The following is a 16007-nucleotide window of genomic DNA, read 5'->3' on the forward strand; positions in this document are numbered from 1 at the left end:
CCCCTGTGGAACAACGACAAGAGACTGAAGGAAATAAAGGAGATCGATGTGCTGAACACCAAAGAACTCCTTGAGCTCCTTGGAATTACCCGATAAGCCTCTCGTGCTCCTGCTTTATGCACCTGTGAGCGACTGCTGTAAGGCCCGCTTCTTTCGCTTTCCTGAACGCCTCCCTGTTGTAGGTGTTGAACTGGAACCAGACCACCTTCGCACCCTTCTTTATCGCCTGTTCCACGTAGTCCATAGTGAACTCTGGCCTAACGAAGAGGTCAACGATTTCAACCTCATCCGGGATGTCAAGAACGCTAGGATAGCACTTCCTCCCGAGAACCTCATCGTAGCGCGGGTTCACGGGATAGACCTCATAGCCGTGTTCGAGGAGATAGCGCATGACCCCGTTAGCATCGCGCTCCGGCTTTGGTGAGGCGCCGACGAGCGCTATCTTCCGGTGCTTTGTGAGAATTTCTCTTACCTCCTCATCGCTCAGCCTGTCAACGGGCATTATCCGAACCATCTTATCACCTGGTAACCTTTGGAAAAGGGCTTTAAAGAGGTAGTGGAAAATCCCTCGGTGGTGGCCATCTACTCCGAGACCGTCAGGAGCTGGAAGATGCTCCTCATAATGCTCCCAGCCTTCCTAGGAATGACCATAGGAATAGGAGCTTCATACATGACGGGCGAAGACGTGACGTTTCTCCTCGTTCTCTTCCTCCCGTTTGTGGCAATAGCCCTTGACCTGATGCAGCTAAAGATTGAAGTGGATGAGGAGAGACTGAAAATCAGAAGTGCCCTCGGTCTCCTCGCCAGAAAGACGATCCGGCTCGACGAGATAAAGCTCGTCAGAATTTCAGAGGGCTGGATGAGCTGCAGCGGGACGATACACTACACTTACCCAGGGAAGGCCTGCGTTCTCATTGAAAGAACTAAAGGCTGGAGCATCTCATTCACCACCAACAGGCCCGAAGAGCTGGCAGAGGTTCTCAGGACTCTGGGCGTTCCAGCAGTAGGAGGTTCCCCCTGAATCCAACGATCCTGACTTTTTCTCCCCTCTTGGCCCTTCCGTTTAAGCAGACCCCTCTCCACAGCTCGTTCCCAACTTTGACGATACCCTCTGGAGATAGGTCTTCAACGACCACCGCCTCCATCCCTATCAAAGCCTCAGGGCCAGTTAAAGGCCTCTTTTCGAGTCCGCCTCCGAGGACGTATGGGGCGATTAAAATATCCTTGAGGAGCAGGAGCACCAAAAGTGGAACGGATACTTTCAAGGGCACATCAACCCCAAATCCGGGGAGAACTACAAAGATAAAGACCGCGACAGCTATTTCGTCCGCTGAAAGAAGGAGGAGCTTTAAAACTCCCTTCAGCGTCACTCCCTTCCCTCCAGCCACCGCCAGTACGGGTTCAGCTCCAGAATGCTCCACCACTTCTTCAGCTCTTCCCTTGCGGAGCGGTAGTCCGGGTAGAAGCGGGAGACAAGGCTCCAGAAGGCCTTTGAGTGGTTTCTGTGCTTAAGGTGAGCAAGCTCGTGGACGACAACGTACTCCCTGAGCTCCGGCGGAAGGGCTATCAGGCGAAGGTTGAAGTTCAGGTTGCCCTTTCCAGAACAGCTGCCCCACCTTGTCCTCTGCGAACGGATGAAGACCTTGCCGGGGGATACTCCCATTTTTCCTGCGTATTTTTCAATAAGCCCAAATATCTCCGGCCGGAGAAGCCTTTTCAGTTCTTCCCGCATGTCTTCGGGATAAGGGGGGAGAACAACGGTCCTAAAGCTGTCATGAACTTTCGCCCTCCTTCCGTGTATGACCTTGTAGAACTCGCCGTTCAGGGGAAAGCCCGACTCTGCAAGCTCTTTCAGACCTTCAATCTGGGCCAGCTTCCCCTCCAGCCAGGCGGCGTTCTTTGCTATGAACTTCTCAACGTTGAACCCCTCGGGGGCAGTGACGACTACCCTGCCGTCTGGCTTCACTTCTATCCTAGCGTATTTAACCGGGCGCCGCCGGATTTCTATCTTCATGGTCTTTCCCTAAAGGGAGTTTTTGAAAGGGAAGTTAAAGGGTTATCCGCTGGAAAACAAATGGAAAGGTCAAGTTCCCTTCGGCTTCAGCCAGGCTCCCAGACCAACCTGTCTCGTCTTCTGGTAGCGCAGGTCTTCCTTGCGGTAACCGAAGGCTCTCAGAATTCTCTCAACGGCTGGGAGAACCTGGTTCTCAATGTAGTACTCGGCGTCGTACTTGTGCTTCGTCGGGTCGAACTCGTCGAACGGTATCGCCCTGTCGCCTATCCTCCCAGAGCCCTTGAGCACGATGTAGCTTATCACCGTTCCAGGGCGTATTTTGACTCCTCTCGCGGCCAACCTCTTGGCAACGGCAACGTGGGGACCGGTTGCCTTGTAGTCCTTTAAATCCCTCGTTATCTGCTCGTGGATCACCAGCTTCTCCGGCGGAACCTCGTACTTGCTCAGCTTTTCGGTAACTTCTTTGACTATCCTCACGGCCTTCTCGACGTCACCGTCCTTTAGCAAAGCTTCAAGAACCCTCGCCTGCGTCTCTTTCGCTATCTCGCTCCAGTCGCGCCTCACAATCTCAAGTCCGCGCGTTGTTATCTTGCCTTCCTCGTCTATCACCGCGTACTTCTTCTTCGTGACGAAGAAGCCGCGTTTGTAGAAGCCCTCGTACTCGAGCTCAAGCGCGCCCGGGAGTTTGGCGTTGATATACTTGAGGAACTCCATCGCCTTCTTTTTGACGGTTTCAGCATCGGCTCCAGGTATTGTGGCAAAAAATCCGTCGGTGTCGCTGTAGATTACCTTAAAGCCGTACTTTTCCTCTATCTCTCTGATGGTCATCGTTATGTACTCCCTTCCCCAGGCCGTTACGCTCTCTGCACACTCCTTGCAGTACCAGCGCGCCCTTGCATAGCCGTAGTAACCGTAGTAGCTGTTGTGAGCATAGACCAACCCAAAGCCAACGAGGAAGTTCTCGTTGTCCTCGACGCTCAGGTCATAGACATAACCATCGTAGTCTTCCACATCAACGGACTCAACGCGGTCGAGCACTACGTCCCCCTCAATGAGCCAGGAGAGCCTCTGGGCCTTTTCGGGATCGAGCTTTCCATCTTCAACCATCTTCCTGAAGGTCTGAGGGCTGACGTTTTTCTGGAAAACCTTCCCAAAGACCTCGCTCAGGACTTCCTTGGGGATCACGTGTGAGTAGTAGGCGTTCTTTTTCTTGTCCAGCTTTACGAACGGGAGCTCCTCGTTTATATAGACCCTGTAAACGCCGCTGTCGTGCCCAAGTTTTACAGCAGAGACCCCCACCGAGTTCAAGAGGAGGACGAGCTGGTTCGCTAAAAGCTCGCTTTTCGTTGAAAGCCTAAGCCTCTTGTTCGGGTGGACGTCGCCATCGCCGATGAAGTAGCCCTCAAGGAAGGCCAGCCGAACCCCTATTGGAGACGTGAAGATGAACTCAGGGATCCTCTTGTTCTCCGCCAGAACACCGCACAGGCTCTCAAAGAGCAGGTAGCCCATCTTTTTCGGTATCTCAACGTAGTTCCTGCCCCGCCTCACCTTCCCAAAAAACCTGCTGGCGAGTCTTTCCATATCGTCCAGTACTTCTGGGTCTTCGTTGTAGAGCTTGACGCTATAGCTCCAGCCGTTTTTGAGGTTCCTCTGCTTTCTCGCATGCCCCTCACTCACGTAGTAGCCGAGGAGCTTTGCTAACGACTCGTCCACTTCAATGAGCGGGCTCATTCTGAAGCCGTTCAGCGTGCCGATCTTCCACTCCTTCAGCTCTTTTAGGGGCATTATGCCAACTGCATCCCGGATGGAGTTGAATTCAACGAGGTACTCCCTCTTGTTGCCGTTGTATCTGACGTTCTCGACAAGCGCCTCGTAGAGCCTTCTGTAGTTCTTAAGTGAGTTCCAGTCGAGGACTTCGTAGCCGATCTTCTTAAGCCGGACATAGCCCAGATCCTCAAGGTGCCTGAGATAGCGTCTCGCGGTTCTGGGCCTCTTTTCCTCTCCGAAAATCCAGCGCAAAGTCCTGAGCATCCCCTTAAAGAAGTTCTTCTTACCCTTGACTGGGATCGTCATAACGATGTCCAAAGTTTCTTCTTCTGGCACTCCAAGGAGCAGTTCAACGAGGTTCAGCACGTGGTTTCTCTCAGGAAGCTCCAATCTCCGCGGGACTGCAACGAGGTCACCTGGCTTTAGTTCATCGCCCGTAACTTCAACGAGCTCCCCGTCTCTCACCGAGAAGAGGCTGTGGCCAGAGGTTATCTTTATTCTCCTCCCCGACTTCAGTCTGATGGTGTAGACCTTGCCAGAATAATCGTGCCTAATCAGGGCCTTTACTCTCTTGAGCTCGGCCTTCTTAGTTTTCCTGTTAAAGGACAGGACTTCAAGCCCACTGACCTCAAGCACTTCCGTCTCGCCCTCTCTCTTTACTTTCCCAGCATTTTCCTCCATCATCCGGTCTATGAGCTCTCCAATCCTGACGAAGTGAACCTCCCCTTCCTCGAGGACTGGAAGCCATTCCTCGGGTAGGATGCTGTTTGCCAGGATCTTGATGGCCCTCTGCCTGTAATCGAGGAGCTTCCTCTCGATCGGGTCAATCGTGGCCTTCATCTTCTTCTTTATCTTCTGCCTCTCCTCTAGGAGGTCTCCAAGCAGGCTCGGGATAAATCCTGGGAAGTCCTTGCAGAAGCGGTGACCGACCTGGGGGGCAACGTCATATTCCTTGCATCCTTCCCTGTTGAGAGTATCCGGCGAGACGTTGTGGGTGATGATGATTGAGGGGTACAGGGAGTTATGGGTCAATATGCCATTGGCAAAGTAGTAGGGAGTTCCTTCAAGAGTTAAGTCATAGACCTTGCCCTCATAGTATTCCGTGCTGACATTGAATTCACTGAGCCTGTAAAATCCATTGTTTTCCAAGTTGTTCATTTCCCTCTGAGATATTGCCTTATTAAGCAGAGCGTTCTTTCTTTCACTGATGAATCCAATGAGTGTTTGGAACAGTATCAATCCGTCCTTTCCAGTTATCTCCAGTATATACCTGCTCCGATCTTTCCCATTTTCCTGATACTGATACGTGTACGTTTGATGAGGGATACCAAGCTGGGAGAGCAGTTTTGACACCAGTTTAATCTTCCACTCGTTCTTTGTACCCTGGGTTGCAACAATACTCCTCCTAACCCTGTTTACTGAACCGTCGCCTTCGAAGAATCCCCTGAGAACCGAGGGGGCATGTAGGGACTCTATGTTGTCCATAATTTCCTTGACTTTAAGATAAACATTCTTCTTCGCAACTTTGAGTGTTACTGCGTTAGTTCCTTTCTTCTCCGAGATGCTTGGAGTAATCCCAAACAAACGCTCAAAAATGTATGTGATACGATCCCTAAACTCCTCCTCGTCTTTCCCAATGGTTATCTCAACACGATACTGGTGTGAAATCCTCCGTTTTTTGCGGGATGAATCAAAGTATTCAACGTCTTTCCTCAAGAGCGTTCCTTCAGCCAATAGTATGCCAGCGAGCTCTCCCTTGAGAACCTCTTCTTCTGGAATATTCTCACTTGTCGCTCTGCCTATTTCATAGAAAAGGGGAGTGGTTATTATCTTGCCCTTAACTTTTTTAGTAAGGAAAGACTTAGCAAGACTGTCTCTTATTCTCGTTTGTCGTTCGTTCTTTGTAACAACGGGAAGCTTATGATTGGGCGTACACTTTAACCCGTTTATGTTTACAAGCTCCCCTTTGTAGTCGTATTCCCATACTTTTCTAACTCTCTGCCAGCCGTCAATCCCAAGGACATAGTCACCTTCCTGAACCTCGCTGATGTTTATAATCCCCTTCCCCTTGACGACAACCTTCGTATCGGCTGGATGGCATCTAAAATCTAGGTACACTATGTTCTCCCACAACCCTCTCTCGGGCTCTTTTACATAGCCTCCTTCATAGCTCTGTCGTCTTCTGGCCAGCTCCTTTTCATCGGGCTTGTTCGGGGCCAGCTCATTCCTCTCGTAGGCCTTCCTGAGGAGGAACCACTCAACGAGGTTGCCAGTGCTGGAGCGGGAGACGTCCCAGAGGGACTGGCCGATTAAGCGAGAAAGCTGGGCCTCCATAGGGAAAAACTCCTTCCCAAGCTCGTATGTGACCTTCGCATCTTCCATCGAGTATCTGGCTACTCTCTCAAGGCCTTCACCGCTCTCCCAAGCTGTAGCTATCTCCTCAGCGTAGACCTTCTCCTTCGGCTGACCGAAGACGGCTTCATAAACGGCCTCAAGCGTGTATGTGGGCAGGTTTATCGTCCGTCTTATCACAGGATAGAGATCGAAGTGTATCCGTCCCTTCACTTCGACGGCAAACCTGTCGCCCATCCTCTGAATCTTCGGCTCGCTTCCGTCCCTTCCGAGCGTGAAGTTTATTCCAAGCTTTTCACAGCGTTTTTTTAGGTAGGCGAAGTCGAAGTTGTCGCCGTTGTAGGTTATTAGGACGTCAGGATCTTTCTCTTTGACCACCTTTAGGAAGCGCTTTATCATCTCCCTCTCCGTCGAGACGACGTCAACGTAGGGCAGATCCGCGTTCTTCCACGTTATCACCCTGGCCCCTTCCTCGTCGGCGTAGCTTATCATAAGGATTGGCCCCTCGGCGAACTCCTCGCCCTCATGGTAGAGCGTCTCGATATCAAAGGCAAGCATTTTCAGCTCCTCGTCGCCTTCCATTGGCACTAATCCCTTGTCTATGAGGTAGCGCTTGGCGAAGGGTATGTCGTACTCGTAGATGTCAATAACTGCTGGATGCTCTCGTATCTTGTCCCTTATCGCTGGGACGTCCTGAGGGTGAGTAAAGTAGAGTTTCCAGACCTCAACTGGTCTCCCGAGGAACTTCTTCTGAACCTTTTCAGCCCGCTTAACCGTTACAACCGTTCCGTGCCTCTCGGCGGTTATCTTCTTGACCTCCTCAATGGCAGAATCGTCCTTCAGGAGGGCGTAAATGTAGGGTTCAAAAGTCCTATCGTACTCAATCTTAAACTCGCCGTTCTCCTTCTTGAAAATCCTTATGACGGGTTTTCCATTCTCAGTTATGTAGTCAGTGTCGAGGATCATCTTTCATCCCCCATAATCTTGTAGAACAATCCAGGCTTTATTCTAAACCCCACATCAAGGAGAGATCGTAATAGCTCCCCATTTTTCTCCGTTATAAAACCGGCATCTTTGAGTAGGCGCAAAACTGCAACCGTCCCCATAACCCGCAGGCCCTCAAGCCTTGCGGCTTTTCTGGCTTTTAGATCATCCAGGATAGCTACCGCGTTGAGCCTCTTAGCCAGACCAATAACTTCAATTTCTCCTGCATGGAGTCCAGGATATTCGAATGGAGACGTATCCTCGACAGTTTCTAAGGATATTTTGCCCTCTGCAATGAGCCGGGAGAGCAGTGAAGTAACTTCATCTTCTCTCACGTTGATTTCATCGGCCACTGCTTTGGGGATGAAAACCTCGCCAAAAAGTTCAACTGCCTTCTCAAGGTAGCCAAGTTTCCCGAGGACAATAATCGGAGAGGAATTAAAGACGACCCTCACGCTTCAGCTCCTCCCTTACTCTTCTTATTTCCTCGATCTCAAGCTCGGCCTCTTCTTCGTCAAGGAAAGAGTATTCGACTCCGAGCTTGTCGAGGAGAAACGAGAGCTCCTCAAGCTTAATCCCGAGCAGTTGGGCGGCTTTCTCAAAGGTTATCTGATGACTTACCAGAAGACCAACTACCTTGAGGAACCGCTCCTTTTCGCGATAATCCTTGAACAGGGGAAAGCTGAACACAATGCGGTCTATCTCCTCCATACTCTCACCTACAATAGGTAGACTTTTAACCTAATAAACTTCACCGCCACCTTTTTAAGCCAACTTTCAAAGGCCCTCTCATGGAGCTGTTTTACCGCGTGAGCTTTCAGGAAGTTGTGGCCGATGCGCTCATGCTTGTGGAGGAGCGTGAGCTGTCATCGAAGCACGCCCTTGAGAGGGTCTTTAAGAAGGTAGCCGGAAGAGGCCGCGAGAAGGCGCGCGGTTTGGCGCATGCTTACGTCTTCGAGATCGAGAAGTGGCGCGCGAAAATAGACTTCATAATAAACTCAGTTCTCAAGGGTTCAAAGGTTGAAGACCTCGACCCCTATCTTGCGAACCTTCTCCGTATAGGGACTTTCGAAATACACTTCCGCAAAGTGCCGCCCGCTGTGGCGACGGACTCGATAGTCAGGGTTGTAAAGGAGAAGTTCGACTTCTCCAAAGCCAAGTTCGTCAACGCTCTAATGCACGAGATAGAGAAGTTCGACGTAGAGAGGGCCTTAAAGAGACTCAAAGAGAAGGACAGAATTGAGTGGCTCTCCGTTCGCTTTTCCCACCCCCGCTGGTATGTGGAGTACGTTATAAACCTCTTCGGCTACGACGAGGCCGTAAGGCTCCTCCTCAGCAACAACCGGCCCCAGAGGTATTACGTGAGGGCCAACACGCTAAAGACGGACATTGATTCCCTCCGCGACTACCTTGAGGAGAACGGCGTTAGGACTGCACTAACCCCAGTTCCAGACGTTTTAAAGGTTCTTGAGTACAAAACACCGGTCACGAGGCTTGACTGGTACAAAGAGGGCAAGTTCGTGATCCAGGATTTGGCTTCAGCTTACGTCGCTCATGTCCTTTCTCCAGAGCCTGGGGAGAGGTTGCTCGATCTGGCGGCAGCTCCTGGCTCAAAGACCTTCCACGCCGCGGCGCTGATGGAGAACAAAGGAGAAATTGTGGCCGTTGACTACTCCTACGACCGGCTTATGCGCATGAAGGAGAAGGCGAAGGTTCTTGGCGTTAAGAACGTCCGCTTCGTCCACGCCGACGGCCAGAGCTTCAGAGATAAAAAGAAGTTCGATAAGATAATCCTCGACGCCCCTTGCTCGTCATCAGGAACATACCGCCAGTTTCCAGAGGTGAAGTGGCGCTTCGACGAGGCGAAGATAAAGAAGATTATCAGCGTCCAGAGGAACATGCTGAGGAACGCCTACGAGAACCTCAGAGAAGGCGGTGAGATGACTTATTCTACCTGCTCAATCAGGATTGACGAGGACGAGGAGAACGTTCTGTTTGCAATCAGCAGGGTGGGTCTTGAACTGGCGGACTATCCCTTCAGCTGGGGTGATCATGGCTTCTTGGAGATTGGGGATAAGGTTTTCAGGGCTTGGACGCACAGGCACGACTGCAACAGCTTCTTCATAGCGAAGCTGAAGAGGTAGAACAGCTTAGAAAGGAGACTGGGGAGAACTATGTGAGAATTTCAAGGTTTGTTTTAGTTTTTCAAGCCTTCCAAGCGGACAGAAGGCCCTGGCGCGATTCTTTATTGCTCTGACCATGATCCGGTCGTTCGACACAAGAACGATACCTCTGAACACGTCCCCATAGCAAAATTGGATTGCTTTGAAGCTTAACAACATCGCGGGGTGAGGGAGGTTCTAATCTTCAAACCCTCTGAACTTCCAGAGGAGGAGCGCTCCGAAAACTGTCCAGAAAAGAGAGATCAGAAAAGCGCTTCCACCACCTCCCGTCATCAGCTTGGCCGCGCTCACCGTTGGGAGAAAGTTCATCGCCACGGCGATTTTATCAGGAAGAACGCTTTCGGGATAATACACAGGTGGAAAGACCGTTAGGGCCGTGACGGTCAAGTTGGAGAGCCTCATCACAGTCAGCGGTTCCTTTATCTTGACCCCCATGAGGAAGCCAACTCCAGCACTCCAGAGCCAGAGAGAAACTATTCCAAACAAGATTCCGGGTATTGCTTCCAATCGGAGACGCCACGAGAGCAGGAACGTTAGGAGGGTGACGTGGGGAAAGGCTGGAATGCTCATCCCAATGGATATTCCAAGGGCCTTTCTCCAGTTTCCACCGGGGAGAGACATAATTATGTCGTAGAACTTCGAACGGGCCTTCATGCCCACGAGCTCGATGGAGAGGTCGGCTATGCCGACGCCAGCTATGAAGCTCACTATCGCTCCCGCCAGAGCCCTGTCAAGGAACCTCCCGCCGCTCACGACGTAGACTATGAAGATGAAAGAGAGTGGCTGAAGAGCAAAGCTCACAAGTGCGAACTTTCCCTTGGTTAGGGCTCTCGCGTAGTACTCAACCAGCGCCATCATCGAGACCACCGACCAGGAAGACGTCCTCTATGGTTACCTCCTCCCTCCTGAAGGGAATCCCAAGCTCCTCAAGCCTCTCGATTATTTCCCTCTCCTCCGCTTTGGAGCGTGCGTAGATGTAGGCCTTCCTCCCGGCCCTCCTCAGGAAGAAGCCCCCAAGGGAAACTCCCTCAAAAGCCACGATCTTCGATGTAAACCCGCTGAGGTAGTCCCGCGCTATCTCCTCCGGTCTGCCGTCGGCTACAATCTTCCCAGCTTTGAGGAGGAGCACCCTGTCGCAGACGCTCGATATCTCGTTTAGGTAGTGGCTCGTGAGGACTATGGTGGCTTCCTCAGCCCTCTCGCGAAGGGTTTCCCACAGCCTGAGCCTGTTCTGGACGTCGAGGCCGATGGTAGGTTCGTCGAGGAAGTAAAGCGGAACATCAGCGGAGAGAACCATGGCCAGAAGGGCCCGTCTAACCATCCCTCCGGAAAGGGTTGAAAAGAGCTCATCCGCATACGTTATCCCGAAGGCTTCCATCGCTTCATCGGCCTTCTCCCTTGCCTTCCCCTTTGAAAGCCCGCGCATCCTGAGGTAGTGGTAGACGTAATCCCTCGGCGTGAGCGTGTAGAAGTGGGCCCTAACATCTTGGGGCAGGAGGGCGAACAGATCCCTGGCTTTCCCAGGTTCTCTCCCGAAGAGGTTCACCCTCCCAGAATCGGGCCTCAAAAGACCAGTGAGGATTCTGATCAGGGTGGTCTTTCCGGCACCGTTGGGGCCTATTATTCCAACTATCCTGACCCTTCTATGGAAAAGGACACGCCATCGAGGGCGCGCTTTGAGCCGAAGGATTTTGAGATGTTCTCCGCTTTGATGGCGGGCATACAAGAGGTTTAGGCGAAGCCCAATAAAAAAGTTTTTTGGAGAGGGGAATGAGATTCAGTTTTGGGCGCACTCCCCAAAGGTTATCCAGGTAAACTCCTTCAGCTTGCCCCTCCAAATTGGAACGCTGACTTCTGCACGTATCTCCCGTGAGTCGTAGATAGCAACGAGTTTGTAAGTTCCGTTGCCCGCCAGCCAGTAGTCCGTATTGAGCACTATTTCTCGTTCATAAAACTCACCCGGTCTGAGGACTATCAGGTCAGAGTTCTTGAAGGGGAGATATGTAGTAACCGGCCCCTTGTACCTCATTTCGCTTCCGTTCTGGGCGTAGAGCTTGAAAGTGAGAACAATGAATGGTGTGGGTGGTAGTATCGCCACTGTAGTGTTTCCAACGTTTGATAGCTTTACACTTACGTTAAATTCTCCCGAGGAACATTCGGGAGCTTTTATTTCGAGAGAGAGGTTTCCGGTGTAGTAAAGGTCTTGGGGAAAGGAAGGGGGATTAGATGAAGGCTTAGTGATTGTGTCGGTCGTTTTTTGGTTATCCTGAATGCAAGCGGCCGATAAGAGTGCCCAAAGGATGAAAAAAGCTGCCAGAGGACGTTTTAACTGAGAGTTCATATCTCTGCCTCCCGCTTGCCCCCTTCTACAACCGTTATTTCGGAGTATAGCGTTTAAGGTTCATATGATTTTTGATAGTTAACCAAAAATGTTGCCTGTGATGTATAAAAAGTGCTCTAATTTCCAGAATCAGCTAAAATGGGCCAAAAGAGGAGAAAAGATTAGAGACTTCAGTCGAGATCGCTTCCGAAGTCCTCGCTACCGCCCTTGCCGCCCTCCTTGTCCTTCTCGAGCTTGCTGGCGGCGATGACGTCGTCGATCCTGAGGATCATTATGGCGGCCTCGCTGGCGCTCTTGATGGCCTGCTTCGGAACCCTGACCGGGGCGATGACGCCGCGCTCGAGCATGTCGGCCGGCTCGCCCTCGAAGACGTCAACACCGATGGTCGGTCCCTTCTCCTTGTGGGCGGCGATGACCTTAACGAGGGTCTCGATCGGGTCGAGACCGGCGTTCTCGGCGAGGGTCCTCGGAATGACCTTGAGGGCCTCTGCAAAGGCCTCGATGGCGAGCTGCTCCTTGCCGCCGACCTCCTTCGCGTACTCGTCGAGCCTGATGCTGAGCTCGATCTCCGGAGCACCGCCGGCGGCGACGATCTTGCCGTCCTCGACGATGTCCTTGACGACCTTGACGGCATCCTCGAGGGCCCTCTCGACCTCGTCAACGACGTGCTCGGTACCGCCCCTGATGAGTATTGTCACTGCCTTCGGGTTCTTGCAGCCCTCGACGAAGATCATGTTCTCGCCGGCGACCTTCCTCTGCTCGACGAGCTCGGCCTCACCGAGGTCCTCCGGGGTGAGGTCGCGGACGTTGGTGACGATCTTAGCTCCAGTGGCCTTGGCGAGCTTCTCCATGTCGCTCTTCTTGACCCTCCTGACTGCCATTATGCCGTACTTGGCCAGGTAGTGCTGGGCAAGGTCGTCAATGCCCTTCTGGACGAACACGACGTTCGCGCCGACCTCCTTGATCTTGTCGACCATCTCCCTGAGCATCTTCTCCTCCTGCTCAAGGAAGGCCTGGAGCTGCTCCGGGCTGGTGATCCTGATCTCGGCGTCGGTCTCAGTCTCCTTGACCTCAAGGGCCTCGTTGATGAGGGCGATCTTAGCACCCTCGACCCTCTTCGGCATGCCTGGGTGGACGACCTCCTTGTCGATGACGACACCCTTTATGAGCTGGGTGTCCTTGACGCTTCCACCTTCCTTCTTCTCGAACTTGATGTTGTCGAGGTCGACCTTGTAGGTCTCGCCAACCTTCTCGGCAACCTGCTTGACGGCCTCAACTGCTATCTCAGCGAGGTACTCCCTCTCCTCCTCGGCGGCCTTTCCGGTGATGGAGGTGACCGCGGCCTTCTTGAGAATCTCCCTGTCCTCGACGTCAACGTCCTTGGCTATCTCGTCGAGTATTTCCTGGGCTTTCTCTGCTGCGAGGGCGTAGCCCTTGATGATTATGCTCGGGTGAATGTTCTGGTCGAGAAGCTCCTCAGCCTTCCTCAGAAGCTCACCAGCAATAACAACCGCAGTAGTAGTACCATCACCAGCCTCCTTATCCTGAGTCTTAGCAACCTCAACCATCATCTTAGCAGCAGGGTGCTGGATGTCCATCTCGTCGAGAATGGTTGCACCGTCGTTGGTGATGACGATGTCGCCGAGGCTGTCAACGAGCATCTTGTCCATTCCCTTTGGTCCAAGGGTGGTTCTAACCGTCTCGGCTATAATCCTGGCAGCAAGAATGTTGAGCCTCTGGGCGTCCCTTCCAACGTACCTCTGAGTTCCCTCAGGTAGAATAACAACTGGCTGGCCTGCAAGCTGGGCCATCTCCCCTCACCCCCACCCTTTTTTGTTTTTGAGGGTGGATGAGTTTTAGTTACAATTCGTGTTTTCCGCGCTATTGTTCTTTTGTGCTATTTATAAAGTTTTCGGTAATGATTAAAAGCCAACCACCGCAATGGCAACGGGAACGATAGAGCGGTGATAGGGATGGACTACCGCGAGTTCTTCTCCCAATTCAAGCACCTCAGCGAGAAGCCTGGGATAGGCGGGAAGATAAAAATTTACCCCGAGGACTTCATTGTAATAGAAGAGCCTATCCCTTCAATCTTTGAAGGAAGGAAGTACGCCATCTTCCTCCTCAAGAAGCGGAACTGGGAGACGATGGCGGCAGTGAAGGAAATAGCCAAGAGGGCAGGGATAAACTACAGGGAAATCGGCTTCGCTGGAACGAAGGACAGGCACGCGGTCACCTACCAGTACATAAGCGTGCCGGCCGAGGCCAGGGAAAGGGTTGAGCAGGTGAGTATCAGGGACATTGAACTGCGCTTCGTCTCCTACGGCAGGTTCATCAAGCTCGGACATCTTCTCGGCAACAGGTTCAGGATAATAGTTAGAGATGTCAGCGAAGATGCCTTTGATAGGACTAAGGAAATAGTGCGGGAGCTCAGAGAGAAGGGCGGCTTCCCCAACTACTTCGGCTACCAGAGGTTCGGAGAAAGGAGGGTAGTAAACCACATAATAGGCAAACTGCTCCTTCAGGGGGACTTTGAAGGAGCTGCGAGGCTCTTCTTAGGGGCGCACGATGGAAGCATGGAAGGAGATGAAGCCAGAAAGAACTTCTGGGAGACCGGAGACGTTGATAGGGCGCTTGAGGAGTTCCCGGGCTTTCTGAGGTATGAAAGAACGCTCCTCCACAGGTACAAAGATACTGGGAACTGGAAGAGGGCATTTCTCAGCCTTCCGCTCCCAATAATGCGCATATTCATCCACGCCTACCAGAGCTACCTCTTCAACCTCTACCTCTCGAGGAGGATTGAAGAGGGCCTGCCCCTGAACGAACCCCTCGTCGGTGACATAGTGGTGCAGGTCAAGGGAGGAATTCCATACAGGGACAGGACTTACCGCGTAACTGAGACCAACCTTGAGTTCGTGAGGGAAAAGGTAAGGAAGAACCAAGCTATGGTTTCAGGTCCGCTCTTTGGGTTCGCGATGAGGAGGGCAAAGGGCCTTCCAGGAGAGCTTGAGAAAGAAATACTTGAGGAAGAGGGCCTAAGCCTCGAAACCTTCAGGAGGCTGCCGAAGCCTATGGCCGAACCTGGCGGGAGAAGAGAGCTCCTACTGAGGCCCATGGGGATGGCCTATGGGTACATCCAGGAGGAGGGAATGTGCTTCCGCTTCTTCCTGCCGAAGGGAACATACGCCACGAGCGTTCTCAGGGAAATCATGAAAGATCACTGATGGGAACCCTTTTATTGGGAGCTTCTCCCTCATTTTCCGGGTGAGATAAATGACAATAAAGGCAATATCTGTCGATATAGACGGCACGATAACCTATCCCGACCGGCGTCTTCACGAGAAGGCCCTTAAGGCAATAAGGCTCGCAGAAAGCCTTGGAGTACCCGTAATGCTGGTTACAGGAAACACAGTCCAATTCGGGGAGGCGGCGGCGATACTAATAGGGACGAGCGGACCCGTTGTTGGAGAGGACGGGGGAGCGCTCTCGATTAAGGAAGGAAAGCTCAGAAAGAGGGTCTACCTGACCAACATGGACGAGGAGTGGATACTCTGGGGCGAGCTGAAAAAGAGGTATCCCGAGGCTCTCTTGAGCTTCTCAATGCCCGAGAGGAAAGCCGGCCTCGTCGTGCTCAGGACTGTTCCTGTGAAAGCCGTGAGGGAGCTCATAAAGGAACTTGGACTCAATCTCATCGCCGTTGATTCTGGTTTTGCAATCCACATAAAGAAGCCCTGGATAAACAAGGGGACCGGGATAGAGAAGGCCTGCGAGTATTTGGGCATCTCGCCAAAGGAAGTCGCCCACATCGGTGACGGGGAAAACGACCTCGACGCATTTGGAGTCGTTGGTTATCGGGTTGCAGTTGCACAGGCCCCAGAAAGCCTCAAGGAAAAAGCTGACTACGTGACGACTAAGCCCTATGGGGAAGGAGGTGCGGAGGCCATAGAGCACATCTTGAGAAAGTTCGGATATCTCCCCGAAGAAAAGACCTGAAGGGTGGTTGTCATGTTCAAGTACAAGCAGGTTATAGTGGCTAGAAAAGACCTCAAGCTCAGCAAGGGGAAGTTCGCCGTCCAGGTTGCCCACGGGGCCGTTACTGCCGCGATAAAAGCCCAGAAGGAAAAGCCCGAGTGGTTCAAGGCATGGTTCCACGAGGGACAGAAGAAGGTCGTCGTCAAGGCTGAAAACCTGGAGGAGCTGTTTAAGCTGAAAGCGGAGGCAGAGAAGCTCGGACTTCCAACGGCCCTGATAAAGGACGCAGGGCTGACGGAAATTCCACCCGGGACTGTAACGGTTCTCGCCATCGGGCCCGGGCCAGAAGAGGTCGTGGACAAGGTGACTGGGCACTTAAAGCTCCTGTGACTCA

The 16007-nt window shown here is 52.4% G+C and carries 15 protein-coding genes; 5 read left to right on the forward strand and 10 right to left on the reverse strand.

The window, feature by feature from the left end:
• Positions 1 to 85: 85 nt before the first annotated feature.
• Positions 86 to 514, reverse strand: coding sequence for a CoA-binding protein (locus ACZ5TN_RS05745; RefSeq protein ID WP_054840150.1), 429 nt, complete (start codon positions 512 to 514; stop codon positions 86 to 88).
• Between the two features lie 60 nt (positions 515 to 574).
• Here ACZ5TN_RS05745 and ACZ5TN_RS05750 point away from each other — a divergent pair, with 60 nt between their 5' ends.
• Positions 575 to 1021, forward strand: coding sequence for a hypothetical protein (locus ACZ5TN_RS05750; RefSeq protein ID WP_464917391.1), 447 nt, complete (start codon positions 575 to 577; stop codon positions 1019 to 1021).
• Here the strand turns inward: ACZ5TN_RS05750 and ACZ5TN_RS05755 are convergent.
• The 5 genes from ACZ5TN_RS05755 to ACZ5TN_RS05775 all read right to left on the reverse strand — a co-directional run bounded on the left by ACZ5TN_RS05755 (position 981) and on the right by ACZ5TN_RS05775 (position 7828).
• On the reverse strand, positions 981 to 1421 hold the full coding sequence (locus ACZ5TN_RS05755) for an NfeD family protein (RefSeq protein WP_464917392.1): 441 nt from the start codon (positions 1419 to 1421) through the stop codon (positions 981 to 983). The two genes, ACZ5TN_RS05750 and ACZ5TN_RS05755, sit on opposite strands and share 41 nt — an antisense overlap.
• Positions 1367 to 2014, reverse strand: coding sequence for a M48 family metallopeptidase (locus ACZ5TN_RS05760; RefSeq protein ID WP_011248957.1), 648 nt, complete (start codon positions 2012 to 2014; stop codon positions 1367 to 1369). Before ACZ5TN_RS05760 ends, ACZ5TN_RS05755 begins: the two co-directional genes overlap by 55 nt.
• 69 nt (positions 2015 to 2083) lie before the next feature.
• Positions 2084 to 7099, reverse strand: a complete 5016-nt coding sequence (gene pol, locus ACZ5TN_RS05765; RefSeq protein ID WP_464917393.1) for a DNA polymerase — start codon at positions 7097 to 7099, stop codon at positions 2084 to 2086.
• Positions 7096 to 7572 carry a PIN domain-containing protein gene (locus tag ACZ5TN_RS05770; protein ID WP_011248955.1) on the reverse strand — a complete coding sequence of 159 codons (477 nt, stop codon included), beginning with the start codon at positions 7570 to 7572 and terminating at the stop codon, positions 7096 to 7098. Before ACZ5TN_RS05770 ends, pol begins: the two co-directional genes overlap by 4 nt.
• Positions 7556 to 7828 (reverse strand): hypothetical protein, encoded by a 273-nt coding sequence (locus tag ACZ5TN_RS05775; RefSeq protein WP_011251255.1) that lies wholly within the window; start codon positions 7826 to 7828, stop codon positions 7556 to 7558. The genes ACZ5TN_RS05770 and ACZ5TN_RS05775 overlap by 17 nt, the downstream gene beginning before the upstream one ends.
• 80 nt (positions 7829 to 7908) lie before the next feature.
• Between ACZ5TN_RS05775 and ACZ5TN_RS05780 the strand changes: the two genes are divergently transcribed.
• Positions 7909 to 9261, forward strand: coding sequence for an RsmB/NOP family class I SAM-dependent RNA methyltransferase (locus ACZ5TN_RS05780; RefSeq protein WP_464917394.1), 1353 nt, complete (start codon positions 7909 to 7911; stop codon positions 9259 to 9261).
• 216 nt (positions 9262 to 9477) lie between these two features.
• Here the strand turns inward: ACZ5TN_RS05780 and ACZ5TN_RS05785 are convergent, their stop codons facing one another.
• The 4 genes from ACZ5TN_RS05785 to thsB all read right to left on the reverse strand — a co-directional run bounded on the left by ACZ5TN_RS05785 (position 9478) and on the right by thsB (position 13452).
• Positions 9478 to 10158 (reverse strand): multidrug transporter, encoded by a 681-nt coding sequence (locus ACZ5TN_RS05785; protein WP_464917395.1) that lies wholly within the window; start codon positions 10156 to 10158, stop codon positions 9478 to 9480.
• Positions 10142 to 11026: an ABC transporter ATP-binding protein gene (locus ACZ5TN_RS05790; RefSeq protein WP_464917396.1), complete on the reverse strand. Its 885-nt coding sequence runs from the start codon at positions 11024 to 11026 to the stop codon at positions 10142 to 10144. Before ACZ5TN_RS05790 ends, ACZ5TN_RS05785 begins: the two co-directional genes overlap by 17 nt.
• Positions 11027 to 11077: 51 nt before the next feature.
• Entirely contained in the window at positions 11078 to 11398 is a 321-nt protein-coding gene (locus tag ACZ5TN_RS05795; RefSeq protein WP_464917397.1) for a hypothetical protein, read from the reverse strand.
• 413 nt (positions 11399 to 11811) lie between these two features.
• Positions 11812 to 13452, reverse strand: coding sequence for a thermosome subunit beta (thsB, locus tag ACZ5TN_RS05800; RefSeq protein ID WP_464917398.1), 1641 nt, complete (start codon positions 13450 to 13452; stop codon positions 11812 to 11814).
• 162 nt (positions 13453 to 13614) lie between these two features.
• Between thsB and truD the strand changes: the two genes are divergently transcribed.
• From truD to pth2, 3 genes are read left to right on the forward strand one after another with little or no spacing between them, the layout of a single operon-like run.
• The gene (gene truD, locus ACZ5TN_RS05805; RefSeq protein WP_464917399.1) at positions 13615 to 14865 is read left to right on the forward strand and encodes a tRNA pseudouridine(13) synthase TruD; all 1251 of its coding nucleotides are present in this window, start codon (positions 13615 to 13617) and stop codon (positions 14863 to 14865) included.
• Positions 14866 to 14914: 49 nt separating this feature from the next.
• The gene (locus ACZ5TN_RS05810) at positions 14915 to 15634 is read left to right on the forward strand and encodes a phosphoglycolate phosphatase (RefSeq protein WP_464917400.1); all 720 of its coding nucleotides are present in this window, start codon (positions 14915 to 14917) and stop codon (positions 15632 to 15634) included.
• Positions 15635 to 15646: 12 nt separating this feature from the next.
• Positions 15647 to 16003 (forward strand): peptidyl-tRNA hydrolase Pth2, encoded by a 357-nt coding sequence (gene pth2, locus ACZ5TN_RS05815; RefSeq protein WP_011251250.1) that lies wholly within the window; start codon positions 15647 to 15649, stop codon positions 16001 to 16003.
• Positions 16004 to 16007: the final 4 nt, after the last annotated feature.

The organism is Thermococcus sp. JCM 11816, assembly GCF_055396515.1.